21 protein-coding genes are annotated in these 21,284 nt (G+C 43.4%); 10 read left to right on the plus strand and 11 right to left on the minus strand.

The window, feature by feature from the left end; translation table 11 throughout:
- Window positions 1–61 precede the first annotated feature (61 nt).
- Both ONE56_RS06950 and ONE56_RS06955 read right to left on the minus strand, forming a co-directional pair.
- Window positions 62–2,044: a sensor histidine kinase gene (locus tag ONE56_RS06950; protein ID WP_423840498.1), complete on the minus strand. Its 1,983-nt coding sequence runs from the start codon at window positions 2,042–2,044 to the stop codon at window positions 62–64.
- Between the two features lie 49 nt (window positions 2,045–2,093).
- Entirely contained in the window at window positions 2,094–3,551 is a 1,458-nt protein-coding gene (locus ONE56_RS06955; RefSeq protein WP_423839546.1) for a sigma-54-dependent transcriptional regulator, read from the minus strand.
- Window positions 3,552–3,844: 293 nt separating this feature from the next.
- On the opposite strand from ONE56_RS06955, the gene ONE56_RS06960 reads away from it, so the two are divergent.
- From ONE56_RS06960 to ONE56_RS06985, 6 genes are all read left to right on the plus strand, one after another.
- On the plus strand, window positions 3,845–4,663 hold the full coding sequence (locus ONE56_RS06960; protein ID WP_041154350.1) for a substrate-binding domain-containing protein: 819 nt from the start codon (window positions 3,845–3,847) through the stop codon (window positions 4,661–4,663).
- A 6-nt stretch (window positions 4,664–4,669) separates the two neighbouring features.
- On the plus strand, window positions 4,670–5,368 hold the full coding sequence (locus tag ONE56_RS06965; RefSeq protein WP_423839547.1) for an ABC transporter permease: 699 nt from the start codon (window positions 4,670–4,672) through the stop codon (window positions 5,366–5,368).
- Window positions 5,369–5,415: 47 nt separating this feature from the next.
- A complete protein-coding gene (locus ONE56_RS06970) occupies window positions 5,416–6,135 on the plus strand; it encodes an energy-coupling factor ABC transporter ATP-binding protein (RefSeq protein WP_041154352.1) in 720 nt (239 codons plus the stop codon).
- Complete coding sequence (gene mobA, locus ONE56_RS06975; RefSeq protein ID WP_331437447.1) at window positions 6,113–6,700, plus strand: molybdenum cofactor guanylyltransferase MobA; 588 nt, start codon at window positions 6,113–6,115, stop codon at window positions 6,698–6,700. Before ONE56_RS06970 ends, mobA begins: the two co-directional genes overlap by 23 nt.
- A complete protein-coding gene (locus ONE56_RS06980; RefSeq protein WP_423839548.1) occupies window positions 6,697–8,475 on the plus strand; it encodes a bifunctional molybdopterin-guanine dinucleotide biosynthesis adaptor protein MobB/molybdopterin molybdotransferase MoeA in 1,779 nt (592 codons plus the stop codon). Before mobA ends, ONE56_RS06980 begins: the two co-directional genes overlap by 4 nt.
- Before the next feature lie 147 nt (window positions 8,476–8,622).
- Window positions 8,623–8,886 (plus strand): DUF2960 domain-containing protein, encoded by a 264-nt coding sequence (locus ONE56_RS06985; protein ID WP_041154354.1) that lies wholly within the window; start codon window positions 8,623–8,625, stop codon window positions 8,884–8,886.
- A 76-nt stretch (window positions 8,887–8,962) separates the two neighbouring features.
- Here the strand turns inward: ONE56_RS06985 and nagK are convergent, their stop codons facing one another.
- Together nagK and ONE56_RS06995 are read right to left on the minus strand one after the other, a co-directional pair.
- Window positions 8,963–9,871, minus strand: coding sequence for an N-acetylglucosamine kinase (gene nagK, locus ONE56_RS06990; protein WP_423839549.1), 909 nt, complete (start codon window positions 9,869–9,871; stop codon window positions 8,963–8,965).
- A 167-nt stretch (window positions 9,872–10,038) separates the two neighbouring features.
- Window positions 10,039–10,794: a tRNA-uridine aminocarboxypropyltransferase gene (locus ONE56_RS06995; RefSeq protein ID WP_423839550.1), complete on the minus strand. Its 756-nt coding sequence runs from the start codon at window positions 10,792–10,794 to the stop codon at window positions 10,039–10,041.
- Between the two features lie 108 nt (window positions 10,795–10,902).
- Here ONE56_RS06995 and ONE56_RS07000 point away from each other — a divergent pair, with 108 nt between their 5' ends.
- Window positions 10,903–11,730, plus strand: coding sequence for a sterol desaturase family protein (locus tag ONE56_RS07000; RefSeq protein ID WP_331437450.1), 828 nt, complete (start codon window positions 10,903–10,905; stop codon window positions 11,728–11,730).
- Window positions 11,731–11,760: 30 nt separating this feature from the next.
- Here ONE56_RS07000 and ONE56_RS07005 read toward each other — a convergent pair whose 3' ends face one another.
- From ONE56_RS07005 to ONE56_RS07015, 3 genes are all read right to left on the minus strand, one after another.
- Window positions 11,761–12,138: a hypothetical protein gene (locus ONE56_RS07005; RefSeq protein ID WP_041154358.1), complete on the minus strand. Its 378-nt coding sequence runs from the start codon at window positions 12,136–12,138 to the stop codon at window positions 11,761–11,763.
- 229 nt (window positions 12,139–12,367) lie between these two features.
- A complete protein-coding gene (locus ONE56_RS07010; RefSeq protein ID WP_041154439.1) occupies window positions 12,368–12,913 on the minus strand; it encodes a DUF3750 domain-containing protein in 546 nt (181 codons plus the stop codon).
- Between the two features lie 721 nt (window positions 12,914–13,634).
- Window positions 13,635–15,641: a methyl-accepting chemotaxis protein gene (locus ONE56_RS07015; RefSeq protein WP_423839551.1), complete on the minus strand. Its 2,007-nt coding sequence runs from the start codon at window positions 15,639–15,641 to the stop codon at window positions 13,635–13,637.
- A gap of 137 nt (window positions 15,642–15,778) precedes the next feature.
- Here ONE56_RS07015 and ONE56_RS07020 point away from each other — a divergent pair, with 137 nt between their 5' ends.
- The gene (locus ONE56_RS07020; RefSeq protein WP_423839552.1) at window positions 15,779–16,306 is read left to right on the plus strand and encodes a C40 family peptidase; all 528 of its coding nucleotides are present in this window, start codon (window positions 15,779–15,781) and stop codon (window positions 16,304–16,306) included.
- Between the two features lie 90 nt (window positions 16,307–16,396).
- On the opposite strand, the gene ONE56_RS07025 is transcribed toward ONE56_RS07020, so the two are convergent.
- The 3 genes from ONE56_RS07025 to ONE56_RS07035 all read right to left on the minus strand — a co-directional run bounded on the left by ONE56_RS07025 (window position 16,397) and on the right by ONE56_RS07035 (window position 18,813).
- Window positions 16,397–16,741, minus strand: a complete 345-nt coding sequence (locus tag ONE56_RS07025) for a DUF3802 family protein (RefSeq protein WP_041154361.1) — start codon at window positions 16,739–16,741, stop codon at window positions 16,397–16,399.
- A gap of 114 nt (window positions 16,742–16,855) precedes the next feature.
- Window positions 16,856–17,839 (minus strand): sensor domain-containing diguanylate cyclase, encoded by a 984-nt coding sequence (locus tag ONE56_RS07030; RefSeq protein ID WP_423839553.1) that lies wholly within the window; start codon window positions 17,837–17,839, stop codon window positions 16,856–16,858.
- Window positions 17,839–18,813 carry a response regulator gene (locus tag ONE56_RS07035; protein WP_423839554.1) on the minus strand — a complete coding sequence of 325 codons (975 nt, stop codon included), beginning with the start codon at window positions 18,811–18,813 and terminating at the stop codon, window positions 17,839–17,841. Before ONE56_RS07035 ends, ONE56_RS07030 begins: the two co-directional genes overlap by 1 nt.
- A gap of 225 nt (window positions 18,814–19,038) precedes the next feature.
- On the opposite strand from ONE56_RS07035, the gene ONE56_RS07040 reads away from it, so the two are divergent.
- Window positions 19,039–19,905, plus strand: a complete 867-nt coding sequence (locus tag ONE56_RS07040; RefSeq protein WP_423839555.1) for a fructosamine kinase family protein — start codon at window positions 19,039–19,041, stop codon at window positions 19,903–19,905.
- A 262-nt stretch (window positions 19,906–20,167) separates the two neighbouring features.
- A complete protein-coding gene (locus ONE56_RS07045) occupies window positions 20,168–20,362 on the plus strand; it encodes a CPXCG motif-containing cysteine-rich protein (RefSeq protein ID WP_041154365.1) in 195 nt (64 codons plus the stop codon).
- Window positions 20,363–20,475: 113 nt separating this feature from the next.
- On the opposite strand, the gene ONE56_RS07050 is transcribed toward ONE56_RS07045, so the two are convergent.
- Window positions 20,476–21,087 (minus strand): riboflavin synthase subunit alpha, encoded by a 612-nt coding sequence (locus ONE56_RS07050; protein ID WP_423839556.1) that lies wholly within the window; start codon window positions 21,085–21,087, stop codon window positions 20,476–20,478.
- Window positions 21,088–21,284: the final 197 nt, after the last annotated feature.

Consider the following 21,284-nt stretch of genomic DNA (forward strand, 5'->3'; position numbering starts at 1 on the left):
AAAGAACAAAGGTCAGCACAGTGGTGCTGACCTTTTTTGTTTAAACAATATATTAGGTTTATTACGCGATGTTCATGACATCCAATATCAATTCAGCTTTCTTGGGTAGGTAAATGCTAAAGGTACTTCCCTTACCCCACTCAGATTCCACTTTTAACTCACCGCCCGTTTGGCTCAAAATGCTCTGCGATACGGAAAGTCCAAGTCCGGTGCCGTTGCGCTTGGTCGTATAGAATGGTGAGAAGATACGGTTTAAGTTTTCTGGTTTAATGCCACACCCTTGGTCGGTCACGTGAATCACCGCTCCTTTGACGTCGCCAGACTCTAGCCAATCCTCACTCGTTACGGTCAGTTTGCCTTTCCCACCCATCGCATGAATCGCATTCATTTGCAGGTTAACCAAAATTTGCAGTAAATGATGTCGGTTTACTTCGACTGAAGATTGGGCTTTTAAATCTGTGACAAACTCAACATCGCGTTTTTTTGCACCGGTTTTTACTAGCGTGATGCTTTCGTCGACAATCGGGTTCACATGTTGCCACGTGATCTCATCTTGTATGCCACCTTGGCGACTGTATTGCAGCAAACTCTTGGTGATACATCGAATACGATCTATTTGAGTATGTATGGCATCTAGCTCCTCTTGGATGCATTTAGCGTCATCGCCAAGTTCAAATTGAATCAATTCCACATTGCCTAATATCACAGCAGTAGGATTGTTGATCTCGTGAGCGATACCTGCGGTAAGTTCCCCTAACGCAGCCAGTTTTTCATGCACCACCAATTTATCCCGTGTTTGATGAAGAAGGTGGATGTGGAGTTCGAGCTGTTCCGTTTTTTCGCGCAGACTGGCCGTACGTGTTTGCACTTTATGTTCAAGCTGAGCGGCAGCATTTTTTAGCTCAATTTTTCGTTCTTGCAGAGCATCAAGCATATTGTCGAACTGCTTCGCCAATTGTGCGAGTTCGTGGTCTTGGTTTAATCCCAGCTCACCAATTCGTTTTTCTTTACCCAATTGAACCAGCTTCACCACCCTGTGTATCTGCTCTATGGGTTTGAACAAGTCGCGAGAGCCTCGATAGACCAATGCACTGGATACGAGCAATAACAACAAGGTAATTACGCTTATTTCAGCAATATTGGTCATATAAACTTTAACGAATGGCCATATCAAATAACCGGTATAGAGCATGCCAATCACGTTGTTGTGCTGATCTCTTAACGGCTGATATGCCGTGATATACCAATCGTTGTAAACGTAAGCACGATCGACCCAATGTTTTCCATCTTTTAGTACGTGTTCTGATACTACTGAACTGACTTTGGTACCAACCGCCCGCCCTTGTGTATCATGGTCATTTAAAGGCACGTTGGTACTTACCCGCAGATCGTCAAGGAATACGGTGATGGTCCCAACAGGTCTTAACTGGTCACTGTTATCAGGATAAATAAGATCGCGAAGTTGATCGACCAAAACGGTACTGTTGTTGAGTAGTAAACCACCATCGAGGAATCCGATGAGTTGATTATCTTGGTTACGGATGGGGATAACTGTCCGACTGACCAAACCGCGCGTTTCTGTTCGACCTGCTTGACCATACATCGACACGGCGGCACGAGACGCCAGTTCAGGGTTTAATTGACTCAGTTCACCTTGTTCCAGAACATCGAAAAAGGATTCTCGCTGCGTCAGGTCAATATAGCGTAATTTACTATCTGCTGCTCCCACTGGCTGAAAAGCGAGAAAATCTAAACCATAGCGATGCCGCTGCTGTTTGACCCAGGCTTGTAGCTCACGAGAAGGCATACTTTGATTAATTCTGAGGCGAAAGTCGTATGATTCAGCAAATGACTTAACATCGCTTGCTTGCTTTTTTTGCAACAATTCGATGCTGTTATTGGCCACACCAAGTCGTTGTGACACATCAAGCAAAGCGTTGTGCCACGTATAATGAATCGACCAATAAATGGTAATCCCAACCAGAGCAATCAAGGTGAGAAAAATTGGAGCAGAAGTGAGGAATAACAAGCGATAACGGACCATGGTTTTAAACCTATGCATCCATTTCGCTACCCCTCGATATCGCATAGTTCTAACTCGCGTATCCGTCATTTTCTGTATCCCATTCCTTGTATTTTCTCTCTAGCGTTTTACGTGCAACGCCAAGATCGCGAGCCGCAGCGGATTTATTACCATCATGTAAATGAACCAACTGTTCGATGTGCGCTCTTTCTACTTCTTTAAGTGTCCAGTGATTGGGATACCCTTCTGCCGTTTGAGCGTCGTCTGGCGACGAAGACTTCAACTCTACATTGAGCTCTTGTGGTAGGGAGTGAGGTCTATCAGGTAATGAGAGTTCGCCTTTTAACTCACGCCAATAATGCGCAGGTGGCTGGCCAAGCAAAATACAACGCTCAATCAAGTTTTTTAATTCGCGAATATTTCCTGGCCAATCGTATTGGTGCATGGCTTCGATGTCTTCATGCGCCCACTTTAGTGCCGGCATGCCAAGTTCGCGCGTTAACATATTAGCGAAGAAAGGCACTAATTCTGACAAGTCCTCTTTACGTTCACGCAATGGGTGCACATCTATTTTCAGTACATTGAGACGATAGTATAAATCGCGACGAAAATTTCCCTGGTTTACTTCTTCAATCAAATTGCGGTTGGTTGCGGCGACAACTCTTACATCGATGCTGATTTCTTTTTCCGAACCGACGGGGCGGATGGTTCGCTGCTCTAGCACACGCAATAGTGACGCTTGCATCGGCAAAGGCATTTCGCCGATTTCATCTAAAAACAGCGTGCCGTTGTTGGCGACCCGAAATAACCCCTCACGGGATTTTTTTGCCCCCGTAAATGCGCCAGAAGTATGACCAAACAATTCACTCTCTAACAATTCTGGAGCAATCGCACCGCAGTTAATTGGCACGAAAGGCCCTACTCGTCCACTCAATTCATGAAGTCCTCGTGCAACCAGTTCTTTACCCGTTCCGGACTCTCCTTCGATTAAAACCGATGCGCGAGATGGGGCAAATTGACTGATCACCTGTTTAAGCCGCTGTGTCGGTTCTGAACTGCCGATAATTTCCGAGGTATTGTGACGCTGATAATCCCGCTTGAGCGCATATTGCATACGTTCATTTAAACGTCGCTCCATGCAGCGTTCGATCGCTTTTAGCATTTGTTCGAGGTTAAATGGTTTGAGGATAAAGTCTGCAGCACCCAACTGGAGTGCTCGAATCGCAGTTTCAAGGTCTGCGTATCCTGTCATAAAAATAACGTCAGCACGCTTGTCGTCGTCTTCAAATGCCTCCTCCCATTCAATTCCTGAACGTCCGGGCAAATTAATATCCAACAAAATGAGATCGTAGTGACGGGAATGGCGCAAAGCTTCCGCGTCGTCAATGTTGCCAGCGATATCGACTTGGGAGAACAACTTTTGCAACGCCTTTTTTAAAATGGCTTGCATCCCTGGTTCATCGTCAACAATCAACACCGAAAATGCATGGTAATCTTGTCGAACACTAATATGAGGTTGAGTAGACATAATTTCCCTCGAATTTTCTTATTGGGACAGAGTGTACCAATTCTGCATTCAGATACCTTACAAAAAGTGCGACAATTTGTACCATCTCAAATTATAAATAAAATAACGCTATGAATTCGCGCACAATATCGTCAGTTTTACTTGTATATAATTAAAAAACGCCACAAGGCTTAACTATAATCTTGGCATTTAGCTTGCTAAGCCTTTGGCTAGATTTAACCGTGAAAACTCCACAGACCCTAGGATTCAGAAATTCGGACTTCTAAGGAACCTCACAAAGGATACACATAATAATGAAAAAAATAGCGTTAACGTTGGCTGCAACTTCAATCACATTGGTAAGCTACTCAGCTTTCTCTGCCCCAGACAACGATCAGATCCGTCTAGCAACGACGACCAGCACATACCACTCTGGGTTACTTGATTACCTACTCCCTAAATTCGAAAAAGAGACAGGGTATAAAGTCAACATTATTGCTGCTGGTACGGGCAAAGCGTTAAAAATGGGCGAAAACGGTGACGTCGATTTGGTGATGACGCATGCACCAAAAGCAGAAGCCACGTTTGTGGAAAAAGGTTACGGTATCTTGCCACGTAAGTTGATGTATAACGACTTTGTCATTGTGGGACCTGAATCGGATCCGGCTGAAATAAAAGATGACGAAAGCGTACTCGACGTATTTAAAGAAATTGCAAGTAAAGACGCGACGTTTATCTCTCGTGGTGACGATTCTGGTACACACAAAAAAGAGATGGGGTTCTGGGCTCAAACCAAAATAGAACCCAACTTTGGTGGTTACCGCAGCGTTGGACAAGGCATGGGACCGACATTAAATATGGCGTCCGAAATGCAAGGCTACACGATGACAGACCGTGGTACGTGGCTGGCTTACCAAAACAAGTTGGACCTAGAGATACTTTTCCAAGGCGATGAAATGTTGTTCAACCCTTATCAAGTGATCCTTGTTAACCCAGAGCGATACCCAACCATCAATAGTGAAGGCGCAAAAGTGTTCAGTGATTGGCTTGTCACCTCACACGGTCAAGAGCTGATCAACAGTTTTCGCCTAAACGGTAAACAACTGTTCGTGGCGAATGCGGATAGCAAATGATCCGACATGAATCTTGCTGACACCACACTAGAAGCACTTCACTTACTGGTGAATTTGGATGCAGAACTATGGGAGATCGTTGCGGTCTCCTTTAGTGTCTCTATCACCGCCATTTCTTTGGTGCTCGTTCCTGCGGTATTGATGTCATTTTTATTGGCTTACACCGATTTTCGTGGCAAATGGTTTTTGCTTTCCATCGTCAATACCCTTCAAGCCGTTCCGACCGTTGTGATTGGTCTGTTGCTGTACATGCTACTTTCACGAGCAGGACCTTGGGGCGGTTGGCAAATGCTGTTTACCCAAAAAGCAATGATCTTCGGTCAAATGCTGATCTGCTTTCCGGTGTTAGTTTCAATGATGCATGGCGCACTGCAATCAAGTGACCGTCGCATGGTTGAAACCGCGGTGACGTTAGGCGTATCCCTACCCCGCATCGCTGCGACGACCATTTGGGAAACTCGATTTCCTTTACTTGCGGCGGTTATCGCAGGGTTTTCTCGGATCGTCACGGAAGTTGGCTGCTCAATGATGGTGGGCGGTAATATCATGGGGCTGACCCGGAACATTCCTACCGCCATCGCGATGGAAAGCAGTAAAGGTGCGTTTGCACAAGGCGTTGCCCTGGGAATTGTATTACTATCACTAGCATTGGCACTCAATTTTTTCTTATCAAGTGTGAGAGGCAAAGGCTACTTAAGAACATAAAGCAACCGATTAGATTTGCTTTTTGTGTAGATAGGTAGAGGCGTATTATGACGATAAAAATCACCGCCGAGCAATTGTCCATGCGTTTTAATGAACGTGTGCTTTTTCATGTTCCAGAGTTAGCCATCGGCCCAAATGATGCGATCTATTTGACGGGCGATAATGGCGTCGGTAAAACAACGTTACTTAAGATCCTTGCTGGATTGTTGAAACCAACAACAGGTAAGGTCATTGCTCCTAAAGATTCTTGGCTAAAAAAACTGACTGGGCGCCATGGGCGCGATGATGTGGTTTACTTGCATCAGTCTCCGTACCTTTTTGATGGTAGCGTGTATGAAAACATCGCTTATGGAATCAAATATCATAAAATTACTGCTCAAGATAAACGTGCGTTAGTCATAAACGCATTAAGAATGGTGAAGTTAGAAACACTCGCTGACGAGCACATTTCTGTGTTATCCGGTGGTGAGAAACAACGCGTCGCCATGGCTAGAGCATGGATATTAACTCCGTCAATATTATTAATGGACGAGCCGAGTGCATCGCTCGATCAAGAGTCGATCGAACGTTTGGTGGTCATGGCGAAGGATTTATTGGAACGTGGTTCAAGTATCATCGTTACAAGTCATCAAACCAATGCGTTGACCGATTTATGTAAGAAACAATGGTTGATCAAAGAAAAGACTTTGGTAGAGTCGCCGTTGTTACATGTCATACCAAAACAAAATTCTCAAGAGAATGCATATGCTTCAACCAACACAAACTAGTTGGGTCATTTTAGCTGGTGGTCAAGCCAGCCGCATGGGTGGCAAAGACAAAGGGCTTATTGAGCTTAATCACAAGCCGCTCATCGCGCACGTTATTGAACGTTTATCAGTACAAACACCGAACATTTTGATTAACGCTAACCGAAATCAAGACGCCTATCGCCAGTTCGGCACTGTCTTTAGTGACCAATTTAAAGAATTCCCAGGCCCCATGGGTGGTATTCACGCTGGTCTTATCTATGCAGAAACTGATTGGGTTGGCTTTGTGCCTTGCGATAGTCCGCAGATTAACAGCGATATCGTTCGCCGATTTTGCCAAGCGGTAGAGGAAGATACGGACATATTGGTCGCGCATGATGGAAACCATCAACAGCCAGTATTTACGATGTATCACAAACGTGTATTACCCAAATTGACGGCATTTTTAGAGCGAGGCGATCGAAAAATCATTCTTCTTTATCAGGAATGTAACACCCGCTACGTCGACTTTAGCGACTCTCCGAGCTGTTTCGTCAACCTCAATACACCGGAAGAACTGGCACAATTTGGACAATTAGAATCATGATACACTCACTAACCATCCCTATTCTTGGCTTTGCGGCTTACTCCGGAACGGGCAAAACGACGTTACTTGAAGCTTTGTTACCGAAACTAACAGAGGCTGGCTTACGTATTGGCATGCTAAAACATGCGCATCACAATTTTGACGTCGACAAACCAGGCAAAGACAGTCACCGATTACGCAAAGCTGGCGCAACTCAAATGTTGATTGCGTCTCGTAACCGTTTTGCGCTGATGACCGAAACGCCTGAAGCCGAAGAAGCATTCGATTATCTGCTTAGCCGTTTTGATCACGATAAACTCGACGTGATTCTTGTCGAAGGCTGTAAAAATATAGCATTCCCAAAAATTGAACTGCACCGTGAAGAAGTCGGTAAGCCGTGGCTTTACCCTAATGACAAGAACATCATTGCCATCGCATCGGACGGTGGTGTACTTGACACTGACTTACCGCAAATGAACATCAACGATCTGGATGCAATAGCGAAGTTCGTTCTTCAATATGTACAAGATGCCAAAGTATCCGATTCCAAAGAGAAGGCCGCGGCATGTTGTGACACCCTGTCGCCAGCTTTCCTCTCAGTTAGCCAGGGTCAAGAAAAGATCTTGTCTCTGGTCAATACGGTTAAAGACACGGAACGATGCAATGTGAAACACGCACACGGTCGTGTACTCGCCGAAGATATTATTTCGCCAGTTAACGTTCCGCAATACACCAACTCGGCAATGGATGGTTACGCAATTCGTAGTGACGATCTAGACCGACAGTGTTATCAAGTCATGGCAGAAGTGTTGGCTGGTTATGCTTATGATAAGCCTTTAGAAATGGGGCAAGCGGTTAAAATCATGACCGGTGCACCCACACCAGTGAATGGCGACACTGTCGTTATGCGCGAACAAACCCTACAAAATGGTGACACTGTAACGATCAATGCATCGAGTATTAGAGCGGGTCAAAATGTACGCCAAGCAGGTGAAGACCTGACTATCGGTAGTGACGTATTCACTACTGGTACGCGCCTCACCTCCCCTGAAATGGGCATGATAGCCTCTCTTGGTTTTGGTGACGCGAGTGTATACCGCAAATTAAAAGTCGCCATATTCTCTACTGGTGATGAAGTACAAGCTCCTGGTACAGAACAAAAACAAAACTCGATTTATGACTCCAACCGTTTCACAATCATGGGCATGCTTGAACAGCTAGGGTGCGATATTTTAGATTTTGGAATTTTGGAAGACAACGAGCAACGTATGATCGAAGCGCTCGAGCGTGCAGCCCAACAGGCCGATCTAGTGCTAACATCTGGTGGCGTGTCCGTTGGAGACGCTGACTACATCAAGTTGGCGTTAGATAAACTGGGTCAAATTGATTTCTGGCGTATTAATATGCGCCCTGGTCGCCCGCTGGCGTTCGGACAAGTTAACAACACACCATTCTTTGGTTTGCCTGGTAACCCTGTTGCCGTGATGGTTTCATTCATTAACTTTGTCGAGCCTGCGATTCGTAAAATGCAAGGTGAGCAAGGATGGAAGCCGCTAAAAGTCAACGCCATCGCGAGCGAAAACCTCCGCTCTCGCCAAGGACGCACAGAGTTCAGCCGCGGTATTTACGAGTTGGATGAATCAGGTCAGTTAACCGTTCGTACAACGGGGAAACAAGGTTCAGGAATTTTGCGTTCAATGAGTGAAGCAAATTGTCTTATAGAGATTGCTCCCGCTGTAGATACGGTAAAAATCGGAGAAAGCGTGACAATCATCCCGCTTCAAGGCAGAATCTAGCTCCAAGCGCTGAATAGCAATATTTTTATAAAGGTCAGCAGTGCTGGCCTTTGTTTTTAGTCACATCCTATTTAATCACACACCCAAGCGCTGACTTGATGTGAACTGATTGACTAAAAACATTAACATTAGACTCGAGAGATAATTATGGCTCGCACTATTCTTTACACTTACAAAGCTGAAGATAAAGAACTGACGTTCTCTTACCAGCAACATCGCAATATTCATGAAGCGGTTGCAGAGGCCGAAGGTATCGACATCACTGAATACCTAAAAATGGAGCAGCAAATCGAAGCGATTTCTGATACCAAAGCAGTTCGTAACTACCGTGATAACCACTTCAAAAAACTTGGCTTTACAAAAATCACGTTGGCGCAAAAAGAAAACTTGGGTGTCGGAAAGAAAAAGTAAGACTTGTAGAGACGCAAACAAAAAGCCCTGTTACTCCAAAGTAACAGGGCTTTTCTTATTATTGACTCATTCGAACTTATTTGATGTTCAGGAATGCGGCGCCTCGTACACCACCAGAATCACCATGCTTAGCTTTGATGATTCTTGGACATTTTGCCACTGAAAGCAGGTACTTAGGAATACGTTTTGGCATTTCTTCGTAAATGAGGTCGAAGTTGGACAAACCACCACCTAAAACAACAACATGCGGATCCGTTGCGGTAAGAAGATTGCCAAAACAAATGGCTAAAAGATCCAAAAAGCGTTCCACATGTTCCACCGCGTTTGCCTCACCTTCAGCATTCGCTTTGATAATATCAATCGCTTTTTTCTCTTCGCCAAAATAATGCGCATACAGAAGTTCAAAGCCACGACCTGAAAGGTAACTGTCTAAGCACCCTTTCTTGCCGCAACCACAACCTAACAACGGTGCGTTGTCGCCAAGGTGGAACCAGGCATCAATAGGAAGACGCATGTGACCAACTTCACCCGCGACATGGTTACGACCAGAGAACACTTTACCGTCGTAAATAAAGCCGCCACCAAATCCAGTGCCTAAGATTAGACCAAGCACTGATGGGTCGTCTTTTAGCTCTTCATCCCACGCCTCAGAGAGCGCGAAACAGTTTGCGTCATTTTCAATTTTTACTGAACGACCAATTTTCGCTTCAAGATCAGCGCGTAACGGTTTGCCTTTAGCAGCAGGAACGTTCACGGTCAGTACCGTTGCATCATCCGCATCTTCCATACCAGGAAGACCAAGGCCAATCGTGCATTCACAGCCAAACTCTGCGTCATATTTATTGACTAGCCCGGCGACGGTATCAACTAATAATTCATAGTTATCAGTCGGGGTTGGTACGCGCTCGGTTGCAACGCGTTCAAGTTGCTCGTTAAAAGCACCAAATTCAATTTTAGTGCCACCGACATCAAAGCCGTAATACATTCAATTCTCTCCTAAAAAATGCCTAAACGACTCCCAAAACATGACTGGAGCCAAAGCTAAACTACTTGCATTATCCACATCTATACGCCTACAAACCGTGATGTCGTCTTGATTTATTTCTTGATTGGGACTGTCCGAACAACATTCCATCAACAAAAAGTCATTCCTTAGAGTGAACTCTCGTTTTTCATCCACGCTTTGAAATGTTGCAGGTGGGGTCGAGTTAGGTCACTTTTTACGCGCGTTTTGCTCAGCATGTAAGTCTCTCTAAACGCTTCAAACCAGAGTTGTAGGCATCGTGAAGCGTGTTCTTCACCAGCTTGTTGAAAAACTAATGTGGCCACCTCTGCGGTCGAAAGATGTTGTTCATTGTCGGAACGGCGCATCACATATTCTGAAAGCGATTGCGGTTCTATTGATAGCACGGGTAACGATTGTAAGTATTCAGAACGTCTGAATATTTTTCTCGCTTCGCGCCAACTGCCATCAATAAAAATCAACAACCACTTCTTTTGAATGCCGTTGGTGCTGACTAAATGCTCAGGAGACATGTCCTTTAATAACCGCTCAGGTTTATCTACATATTCGTCTGGGAACACAATGACTGGTTGATACGCTTCATTATTTAATAAATCTAGCATTTCTTTAGATGGTTCCGTTCGGTTCCATTGATAAACATAGGTTTCTTGAATCGTATCCGCAATCAGTCGACCCGTATTGCTTGGTTTAAACACTTCGTTTTCTGAAACGATCAGCATACAAGCAATATCGGATTCAACATTCGGCTGCAATGCACACAGGCAATACTCCTGAGCAACCTGACAATATTGACAACGTTGAACCTTACAGCCTCTCGCATTGAAGGGCTTAGTTGAAATCGATTGTCGGTGTTGGATTAGACGGTGAAACGAGTGAACTCTCATGTTTAGTCACGCTTAGTAAAAAGTTGGGCGCGATTCTACTGGCTAAAGCGCCTAGCCTCAAGGTATGGTGTAAGGACTAGTCAAAAGCCCGTTGTGAAGGAAACATTTGTGACTGAAGAAACATTCAGCGATCCCTCTTGGATAAGACTCAGCTGTTTTGTGAGTGTACTACTACTCTGTGCACTTTGGGAAAACCGCTTGCCACGGAAAACATTAACGGTGTCACGTCGGTTTCGTTGGTTGAACAACCTCTCACTCGTTGCGCTAAACAGTTTTTTCGTCACTATCTTATTACCTATAACCGCTTTTCAAGCAGCCGTTATAGGGGGTGAGTCTCAATGGGGAGCCTTTAACTTACTTGGCATGCCTTGGTGGTTAAACGTGTTATGCGGGGTTATCGCTCTCGATCTTGTGATTTATGCCCAACACGTCATGTTTCACCGAGTAAACTTTCTGTGGAAACTGCATCGTATGCATCATGCTGACCTAGACATTGATGTCACGACAGGAACTCGTTTTCATCCGGTTGAAATTTTGATTTCTATGGTGATAAAGATCGCGGCGGTCATTGCTCTTGGTATCTCTCCTACAGCGATCGTGATTTTTGAAATCCTACTTAATGCCAGTGCCATGTTTAATCATAGTAATGCAAAACTCGCTTTACCAATAGATGCTACGTTGCGCCAGCTAATTGTTACCCCTGATATGCATCGTGTGCACCACTCTGTCATTCCTAAAGAAACGCACTCTAATTTTGGTTTCTTTTTATCGGTATGGGATCGCCTGTTTGGAACCTACCGTGCTCAGCCAGAACTTGGGCATGATCACGTTATCATTGGTTTACCTGATCTGCGTGACGAAAACGAGCAAAGACTCGATAAGTTGCTGACTCAACCCTTCCGTTATCCGCAACCACCTAAGCATCCTAAGCATTAGGTCTGCTTGGGTGGTTGCATGGGTAAGCGATTAACGGAAAATTTGACGGGATTGTTTGCTACGCGCATTCCATAGCCATAACGTCACTCCAATAGCAAACCCCAAAAATAACGTTTTCATTTGTAGTGCTGTATTGTTGTCCAGTATTTGGAGCGTATAGTGCGCATGAGAGTTGAAAATGACATTAGTGAACAGAATAACTAACATCAAAGCCAGCCCCGCCCTGCGATACCTAACCAGCAGATATACCGACAATAAGTCCAGCACTCCTAGCGCACTCCAATACATATTTAGCCATTGTGGTGCAAAATCGTAAGGTAGGAAGCCACCAACAAGATTGTCGTAGATGTGCACTGCGCCACCAATGGTTAAAAAAATGCATAAGAGAAACACTACGAATTTATCCATCATCGTTTCCTTATCTGAAAGAATTCTGACTAGCGTATAGAACCAAACGAAGAATTTACATTCTAAACGTCATTTTTGGGAGCGAGTTTACGTTAGACGGTGCATTAGAGAATTGAGATACGATCCGTCGCTATCCTTAGGTTTCAAAGCTATTTGTCACTACAGGATAGCGCGTGGGGAAGAATTTCGCATCTTAAGGAAAGGGAAATGACAGTATTTTCGTCATATTCTAATCAGCATACCCACTACCAATAGCACGAAACGGCATATCCAAGCCAAGTTCGGGGATCTGTTTTCCTACCCACGCAGGGAAGGTATTACTGTTGGGGCCAGGAAACAAGGTGTACTCGTTTGCCCAAGGATAGGTTTGTACCACATGTTGTACCTTCGGGATAAGGTTTTCTGCTTGCTCTCCTTCGATGGAAAGGACTTTCTCCGGCTTGGCACCATACCAATATCGATCGGGCGTGGAGGTATTATATTGATATAACGCTGGTTGGCCACGTTCAACACGCCACCCGACAACTTCATAAACGGTATATTCATCTGCGTCTCGTGGCTTCACCGCTAACCAAGTGTGTACAGCAAACCAACCACGCCAACTGAATGCATCCGCCGCGTAAACTTCAATAACCGCATCCTTAACGGTTTGAGGGTTGGGCGCAATACCTGCGGGTTCTCGACTCGCGGTTCTCCAATCACTTTGGGTACACCCCACCAACAAAGATATGCTAAACAGTATGCTCAGTTTACTCTTATAGTTACGAAGACACATGAACTTCATAGGTCACCCCTTTCCGTTTGGGTAATAACCTTTAGTTTAACTGATATGTCTAACCGTCCTCAAGATATGTCGCTGTCCGCCCTTGTATGTGGCGAAATTACAATTAAACAGCATTCCTAGTAACGATGTTTTAACCGTAGGTAACCAAGATACCGATAAAACTAATGACTACGAAAAGTATATAGAATTGGCCCATTGTAATTGTCCTCTATTTAATTTGAGATTCTGATTACGAGCTTCACCTTTACCTTGCTATCATTCGCTACGAGTAGAACTAAGTGCTATTACCTACACAACAATGAGTTTCTACAGCAGCAATGAGGCTAAATTTTGGCAATTCCTTGTGAGCCTAGTTTTACTAGGTTTGCTTTTTGTTGCTCCCAATACGGTGCTAAGCAGTATCTGGCACGAGTGGGGATTTTCCTTAATGTCTCTTAAGTGAAGCACTTCGTACATAACAATGCCACCGTAGCTTATATGGACGATTAAATAATTTTATTAAAATTAATAATCACAAAATTACATAAATTCAGATAGTTAGAAAGTTACGGACCATTCTATTGAGTTGTTTTGATAGAAAAAAGACCCGATAACTTAAGACATTGAGACTGGCAAATGTGCACACTTACCGGTCTCAATGTCTTGTTATCAAGTTAAAATGTCTTGTTATCACGTTAAGGTGAGAGGTTCGCACACCCTTTGTAGAGCGGGATTAGCGTAGTTCGTATTTGTGTAACATGGCTTGTTGTTGCGCTGCAATTTCTGCCACTTGTTCCGAACTTTTTACCATCGCATCGAGTTGAAGTTTTGTGCGCTCACTTTGATCAGAAATGTGAGTGATAGCCTGAGAAACATCAGCCGTGGCGCGCTCTTGCTCTTCCGTTGAAAGTGAAATCTGTGTCACTCGGTCCTGTATTTGTTTTACTGCATTATTAATATCAGTAAATGTGAGCTTAACCTCTTGGCTCGATTGCAACGCATGCGTCATTTCCTCTCGAGATTCGTCGACGGCATTACGAGAACGCTCTGCAGCAACGAGTAACTCGTTCATCCTTTCACGAATATTGGTCGTTTGCTCGGACGTATCACGGGCCAACTTACGCACTTCATCTGCAACGACGGCAAAACCTCGACCTTGCTCCCCTGCACGTGCGGCTTCAATAGCAGCATTAAGAGCAAGTAAGTTAGTATTGTCTGCAATTCCACTAATCATATCTACCATCTCGCGGATTTGTTTTACTCTTAAATCCAACTCTTGCATTGATTGCTCACTAGTATTTAATGAGTGCGCAAGTGACTCCAAACGATCGCGGTTTTGCTCGACAGCTGAAACACCGACTCGCGTACATTCTGTTGCTCTAACGGAGTCCTCTTGAGACGATGCAGTAATGGTTGCTATTTCACGTATGGCAGCCTCTAACTCAGCAATTGTCGTCACCATGGAGACTAATGCCTCGTTTTGAGTCGTGAGTCCTTGATTGGTTAGCTCTGCTGCTTCATGGCTTATCTCTGCCGTTTGATAAAGCGTTTCGCAATTCTGTGTGACTACCGAAATAGAATCGTTGGTTGAGTCAATAACTTGATTCAGCTTCGCGGACACGTCTTTTAACTCCTGCGGGCCCTCTAATTTCGCTTTTTGGCGTAAGTTAAACTCGGTAAGTAACGTCAGACTAGTCTTGACCGAGTTTAGCCCGCGATATATCCAAATTCTTAGTCCAAACCACGTGAGTAAAATCATCAGAGAGATAATGCTCGCCGCGACGAGAACGACAGTACTGACGGTTTCTATCGTGTTATGCACTTGCGCTTCTTTTTCTGCAAGTAAGGTGGAGGCCGATTGAGAAATTTGATCGAGGAGTTGCATGATTTCATCGGCAAGCTGAGAAGCTTGATTAAAATCCCCTTGCTGTAGCTCGCTTTGCTCAAGTTTAGATAGAATCAAATGCAGAATCCCCTGCTCTTCAAAACCGTTCTGTACCATTTCATACGAAGCGTTAAGGCTTGCATATTCAGTGACTTCAGGGTGTAGTGCTTTAAAGTCTGCATAGGCCAACTCAATGCCTGCAATTCGATTATTCATCTCACGAAATTTTTGTTTGGCGCTGGCAAGATCGGTTTGCATCAATAACAGGAGGAATGTACTTTCCATTGAACTAGCAGATGCGATAAAACGATTTGCGGCATCAATAGAATTTGGATCATCACCACTTAAAAATGAGCTGATTCGACTCATCTCCGGTCCAATCGAACTTAACCCATACCGAAAGCCCCCTACAGCTGAGTCGACTTGGGTTTGAATCTCTACCACCGTCGATTGTTTGTTGAGTGTCGAGCTTGTTACTTGATGCAAGTGTTCAACTTTTTTAGCCAGTTCGTCCGTTAGATCAATAGAACCAGAGATATCCTGCACCAAGCCTTGGGTTTGCCCTGCTAAAACATCGATCTTGTTCTTTAATTCCGGAAGTCCTTGAGATTGTGTCTGCTGCACCCCGCTGTTTAATAATTTAACGATTTCTAGCACGTTTCTGGTTAACTTGGCGTTAGCCATCGCCATTGGCAGTGTTTTTTGAGACAAATCATTAAATTGCTCGCCAATTTCATCCATTCCTTTGAAACTTGACGTAGAAAGCGCTATAACGAGTGCTGTAATAGTTAAAAATATTGCACTGATAGTCTGAACTAGTGAAAGTGATAAACGGAAGCGGTTATTCGTTGTCATAATCTCGCGGTTCTTTCTTGGGGTTTAAACGAACTCGTTGTAAATCCGATACATGGATGGAACGAGAGCAAAAGTATCCCAATGGTAAAGAGTCGATATGACATTTGTGTTTCAATTGATAATTGCAAAAATAACGGGTGGGAATTTTGCGTCGAATTTATTTGTCTCTCATAATCTGTGGTCTGGTAACCGCATGTTCTTCAGCTCCCAAGCCAAATGAAGACACTACAGATGTTGTAAGCAACCATCAGGCCGCTTCGTCTCACCATACAACTAAAAACCATAAACAAACCCTGGCAAATAACCCGGATCTATTGCGATTTTACAATGAATGGCATGGGACACCCTACCGTTGGGGCGGCACTAAAAAATCAGGCATTGACTGTTCAGCGTTCGTTCAAAAAGCCTTTGTAAAAGCTTACCAGTTGTCTTTACCTAGGACGACGAGACAGCAGTCGAAACAAGGCGTTAAGCTGAGTTGGGAAGAGGCGCAATATGGCGATTTAGTCTTCTTCAAAACGACACGCACCAATTATCATGTTGGTATTTATATCGGCAATAAACAGTTTATGCATGTCTCAACGTCTAAAGGGGTGATGATTTCGAGAACCGACAACCCTTACTGGGCGTCTAAGTTTTGGCAAATACGTAGGGTGACACTGTAACCTCTTTTGGATGACGGGCTTTTGTTGAAGTCTATGTCCAAGTCCGTATGACCTTATGAATGTATGGTCGTATAAATAACAATGCTAACCTTAGTCATACGTTGCAACAGCAGAATCAAACAAGTTTTTGACTAATGCAATGTATTCATCCAGAAACGCAATCTGCTCATTAGTTGCTTTTTTCGACCACACGCCTGCAAGTACCTCGCTTAAATCATCCACGACTGCGTCAGCTTCTTTAAGCAATTTGAATCGAACACTAGAGTGAAGTTCAGGGTTTTGCTCAAAAATCGCCATAATATTTGACGCGACCATGTCTGTAACGACATCTTCAATGCTTTCTGTGCCTGTATCACCTACTTCAGTAGCAAAGATATCTAAGTTAAATGACAAGTGCTCAATTAAAGCAAGATATCCATCAGTTTCTACGACCACTGTTTTTCTCCGATTACATTACTAAGCTGAATGGGTTCCATATTAAGACATGTTTAGAAAATTTCATTAACTTATTACTAAATATCAGAGATGGATTATTTAAGCGTACAAAAGTTACTCAACACCCTCAGAAAATATGTCATCCTCATAAGTGCATGTTTGATTGCGGCCATTTTCTTTCGCGTTATATAAAGCGGAATCTGCGGCTTTTAACCAATGGATGTGATCGTCAAAATACGTTTTATACTCACAAACACCAATACTAATCGTATAGTTGATCACGCAGCCTTCGGCTTCTATGACTTCTTTTTCAATACGCTGCCTCAATCGTTCGGCAAAATAGTTTGCTTGCTCTTGATCCGTATTGGGTAGTAACACCGTAAACTCCTCACCACCAAAACGGCCGCAAATGTCACTGTTTCTCGCTGATTTTTTCAGAATATTAGCAGTACGACGAATCACTTCATCTCCCGCTGGATGTCCATAATTGTCATTGACCTTTTTAAAATGGTCTATATCGAAGATAACTAATGTAGACGAGCGATCGATAACTTTAATTTGAGCAAACTCATCTTTTAATGCGCTTTCCCAATGGGCACGATTAAAGAGTCCCGTAAGGCCGTCTTTTCGACTGATTTCAGAAAGGTGTTGATTCGTTTCTTTTAAGTGAATACGGCTTCTCGCGGTTTCTGATACATCATTAACCTGAATAGCGATATGGCTGACCTCTCCCGAAAGTGCTCGCAGTGGTGTAATTACGATATCCTGGAACATAAATTCATTGCTGTTAGAGACAGGAGAAAAGTTATTAAAACGAAACAGGTAAGGTCGATTTTCCCAACTAGAAAATGAACGAGTTTCGAGGTCTACAGAGGTGCGGATTTTGGTTTCGAGCCAGGAACGAGGGAGTTCATCAAAATGTTCAAACAAACATTGGCCAAGAATATCCTGCGATAAGACACCGCTGTAGGATTGCATAAAGCTATTCCAAACACAGACTTTGTTGTCACGATCGAGAACAATGAGCCCTGAATCCATTGTATCTAAGATTTGCGTGACCCAATGGAAATTGGCCATGTCCAGCGAGATATCGGACATTAGATTAACTCCATAATATCGTAAATAATTTCTACGGATGATCTGTCTAATAAAAACAGCACTTCACACTCAAAATCCAGTGATTCTGCCGTGTAAATATACTCAATGGTGAACAGTTCCCCTGACTCGACATTACCTTCACCATAGGCTGGTAACGAATCGATGATCCTAGGCTGGCGCAATGCAAAGGTTTTATCTAGCTGACTACCTAAAGAGGTTAAAAATGACGATACTAATAAATTCGACACATTCAAAATGATTTCGTTATGGTCAGTGAACGCTAAAAGATAGCCTAACCTTTCCCCAATTTGATTTATGTCTTTTCCTCTAAGGCAAACTAATGCTTCGCCATGAACTCCGCCTCCAACAAACCGCTGAGCAACGGCGACAGAACCATCACGGCCGATAACATCAACTAGCGTCATATGCAGTTCACCATAGGACAATGGACCAACATGAGGCACCGGAAGCTGGATAAATTCCTGTAGATGTTCCGCCATGATTGATGCGCCTTTACCTAACGCGATATTCGCTACTTCACGAAACTTAGACAAAGGCGTTGTTTCTTCTAACAAGGAATCAACGTCTGCTAAAGCTAATGTGGGTTTCTCGGCGTAACTTAGACCCAAGGTTTCATAAATAGGACTAATTTGTTCACTGGACAATGGCTTGGCAATAAACGCAAAAGCGCCCAGTTCCATACATCGCTCTCTGGCTCCGTGCTGTACGTCTCCTGAGACGACGACGACTTTGGTGTTGTAAGCACTGACAGGTAACGCCTTTAACACCTCAAAACCATCCATTATTGGCATGGTCAGATCGAGGAACAAAATATCGATATTTTGTTCCTTGAGAATGTTGAGTGCTTCATAGCCGTCGTGAGCTTCGATCAAACTCATTGAACTATTACGTACTATCGAGCGAGCAATCAGTTTTCTCGCAATAGTTGAGTCATCACAAATCAGTAACTTCATACTACCTATGGAACCAGAATCAAAAAAAGAAATAATACATGTTGAAAGATTTCATCTCTATATGCTAAGCGGAAATAACATCGACTTATTAGAGATTTGTTTCACATTTATACAAATTTTATGTTTTCTATTAAAGGTTTATACCTGAACTTTGTGCAATTTAGCGTCCATATTCTCATGAATGACCTAAACTAAAGGGGCTCAAGTAAACACACGAGGTTTTGTATGTGGCAAGCAATATCGCAACAGCTCTCTGATACATTGTTGTTCGACTATCAAATCACGGAAAAAGTTCGACTTTCCGGTGGTGATATTAGTGAAAGCTATATGATCAATGATGGAGAACAGCGTTACTTTGTAAAAATTAATAGCCGCGACTTTCTGTCCAATTTTCAGCTAGAGGCAGAAAGCTTACATCTACTTCGCGAAACTTCTACCCTGTTTGTTCCCGAAGTGGTGCTGGTCGGTAAAACGAAAAATTGCTCATTTCTGATTTTGAATTACCTACCCACGAAACCATTAGAAGACGCTAAAAATAGCTTCGAATTTGGTCAACAACTCGCCCGCTTACACCAATGGGGAGAGCAAAAAGAGTTTGGCTTTGATGCCGACAATTACATTGGCTCAACCTTACAGCCAAATCAGTGGCACAAAAAATGGTGTGTCTTCTTTGCTGAGCAGCGTATCGGCTGGCAATTGCAACTGCTAAAAGAAAAAGGGATCACACTCGTTGATATCGAAGACTTTATTTCTGTTGTGAAACAGAGTCTAGCGAACCACTCTCCTAAGCCGTCGTTATTGCATGGTGATTTGTGGAACGGTAATGTCGCGCTGACACCAGTAGGGCCTATCTGCTTTGATCCTGCGTGTTACTGGGGCGATAGTGAATGCGATATTGCAATGACAGAGTTGTTTGGTGGGTTTAAGCCGGAGTTTTACCAAGGCTATCAAGAGGTTAACCCAATACAGCTTGGCTATGATGAAAGAAAAGATATTTATAATCTTTACCATGTTTTAAACCACTGCAACTTGTTCGGTGGGCACTATCTTGAGCAAGCGCAGTGGATGGTCAACAAGATTATGTCTTATTGATTTATAAAGGTTTATCACTAAATAGTGTAAAACACCGAGAGACATCACCTCAAACTCAGTCATCTCGTACCACGCTGAGTTTGAGGTCAAACTTTGTACTTATTTCGATTCCATTAACAACGTCTATGCCTAATATTTTAGTTAACGTACCTGTGCTGACTTGCGAATATTCTTGCCGAAGACTTGTAGAGATCGGGCCGAGTCAGTGAAAGAGCTATCTTCTCTCAGGTTACATTAACCCCAGTTTATCAGGAGTTGTTGTATGAAAAACTATACGGAAAGACATGTACAATGTCCTCATTGCGGACACTCTATCGGAATTACCTTAGATGCAAGTAATGGTGATCAAGAGTTTTATGACGATTGCCCGGCGTGCTGCCATGCTATTCATCTCAACATGCATGTCGATGAATTGGCAAACAAAGTAGAACTATTTGTCGACGATAACTATGAGTAAACTTTAGATAACTATGAGTAAACTTTAGATAACTATGAGTAAACTTTAGATAACTGTGAGTAGACTTTAGAATGAAGAGGAGCTTGCTTATTGCTCCTCTCGCTGTGAGCACTTTAAATTTTTCTTTCAGCTAACACGCGCTCGACAGTATCAACGATTGCCTGAGTCTGCGGGTCAAATTCAATGTTGACTTTGTCTCCTGATTTGCGACAACCAAACAAGGTTCTGTTTAATGTTTCAGGAATCAAATGAACAGAAAAGCGGTTTCCATCGACCTCACCAATCGTAAGAGAACAACCATCGATACCAATATATCCTTTCGCTAAGACATACTTCATGGTTTCTATTGGTAGCTCAAACCAAATGGTACGATTGTTTGGTGTATCGATAACACCAATGATAGTCGCTACCTGACTAATATGTCCGGACATGTTATGGCCACCAATTTCATCACCAAATTTAGCAGCACGCTCAACATTGACGTAATCCCCTTCTATTAGCTGACCAAGATTTGTCAGAGCCAGAGTTGCTTGCATCAAGTCAAAGCTAATACGATTACCCGCAATATTCGTCACTGTAAGGCAACAGCCGTTATGAGCGACAGACGCTCCAATCTCTATGCCTTTACTAAGGTCACCATCGAGTTCAATAACGTGCGTTTGAAATTGCTCTTTCTTATCGATACTCACGACTTTCGCTGTGCCCTGCACGATTCCTGTAAACATACTGTTTTCCTACTTACCTAGATATAAAGCTACGAACTTAATGTCATGCTACGATGTTAACGTTTACTCCACTCACAAGTAAACTTTGATTTACGCCATTCTGCATGAGCCCTTTCTCGAACTCAGTGAAAATACTCCGCATTTGTAACCCAGTACTTCGAATACATGTGGCATATAAAGATACAATTGTTTATCAT

Source organism: Vibrio mytili (assembly GCF_049563345.1).
In the GTDB taxonomy this organism is placed as follows: Bacteria; Pseudomonadota; Gammaproteobacteria; order Enterobacterales; family Vibrionaceae; genus Vibrio; species Vibrio mytili.

Coding starts and splice junctions, on each gene's coding strand:
- ONE56_RS06980 (WP_423839548.1), top strand. CDS start 6,697: ATGATACACTCACTAACCATCCCTATTCTTGGCTTTGCGGCTTACTCC.
- ONE56_RS07035 (WP_423839554.1), bottom strand. CDS start 18,813: ATGAAGTTACTGATTTGTGATGACTCAACTATTGCGAGAAAACTGATT.
- ONE56_RS07050 (WP_423839556.1), bottom strand. CDS start 21,087: ATGTTTACAGGAATCGTGCAGGGCACAGCGAAAGTCGTGAGTATCGAT.
- ONE56_RS06985 (WP_041154354.1), top strand. CDS start 8,623: ATGGCTCGCACTATTCTTTACACTTACAAAGCTGAAGATAAAGAACTG.
- ONE56_RS07045 (WP_041154365.1), top strand. CDS start 20,168: ATGAAAAACTATACGGAAAGACATGTACAATGTCCTCATTGCGGACAC.
- ONE56_RS06965 (WP_423839547.1), top strand. CDS start 4,670: ATGAATCTTGCTGACACCACACTAGAAGCACTTCACTTACTGGTGAAT.
- ONE56_RS06950 (WP_423840498.1), bottom strand. CDS start 2,044: ATGGTCCGTTATCGCTTGTTATTCCTCACTTCTGCTCCAATTTTTCTC.
- mobA (WP_331437447.1), top strand. CDS start 6,113: ATGCTTCAACCAACACAAACTAGTTGGGTCATTTTAGCTGGTGGTCAA.
- ONE56_RS06955 (WP_423839546.1), bottom strand. CDS start 3,551: ATGTCTACTCAACCTCATATTAGTGTTCGACAAGATTACCATGCATTT.
- ONE56_RS06995 (WP_423839550.1), bottom strand. CDS start 10,794: ATGAGAGTTCACTCGTTTCACCGTCTAATCCAACACCGACAATCGATT.
- nagK (WP_423839549.1), bottom strand. CDS start 9,871: ATGTATTACGGCTTTGATGTCGGTGGCACTAAAATTGAATTTGGTGCT.
- ONE56_RS07030 (WP_423839553.1), bottom strand. CDS start 17,839: ATGTCCGATATCTCGCTGGACATGGCCAATTTCCATTGGGTCACGCAA.
- ONE56_RS07005 (WP_041154358.1), bottom strand. CDS start 12,138: ATGGATAAATTCGTAGTGTTTCTCTTATGCATTTTTTTAACCATTGGT.
- ONE56_RS06960 (WP_041154350.1), top strand. CDS start 3,845: ATGAAAAAAATAGCGTTAACGTTGGCTGCAACTTCAATCACATTGGTA.
- ONE56_RS07010 (WP_041154439.1), bottom strand. CDS start 12,913: ATGTGTCTTCGTAACTATAAGAGTAAACTGAGCATACTGTTTAGCATA.
- ONE56_RS07040 (WP_423839555.1), top strand. CDS start 19,039: ATGTGGCAAGCAATATCGCAACAGCTCTCTGATACATTGTTGTTCGAC.
- ONE56_RS06970 (WP_041154352.1), top strand. CDS start 5,416: ATGACGATAAAAATCACCGCCGAGCAATTGTCCATGCGTTTTAATGAA.
- ONE56_RS07015 (WP_423839551.1), bottom strand. CDS start 15,641: ATGACAACGAATAACCGCTTCCGTTTATCACTTTCACTAGTTCAGACT.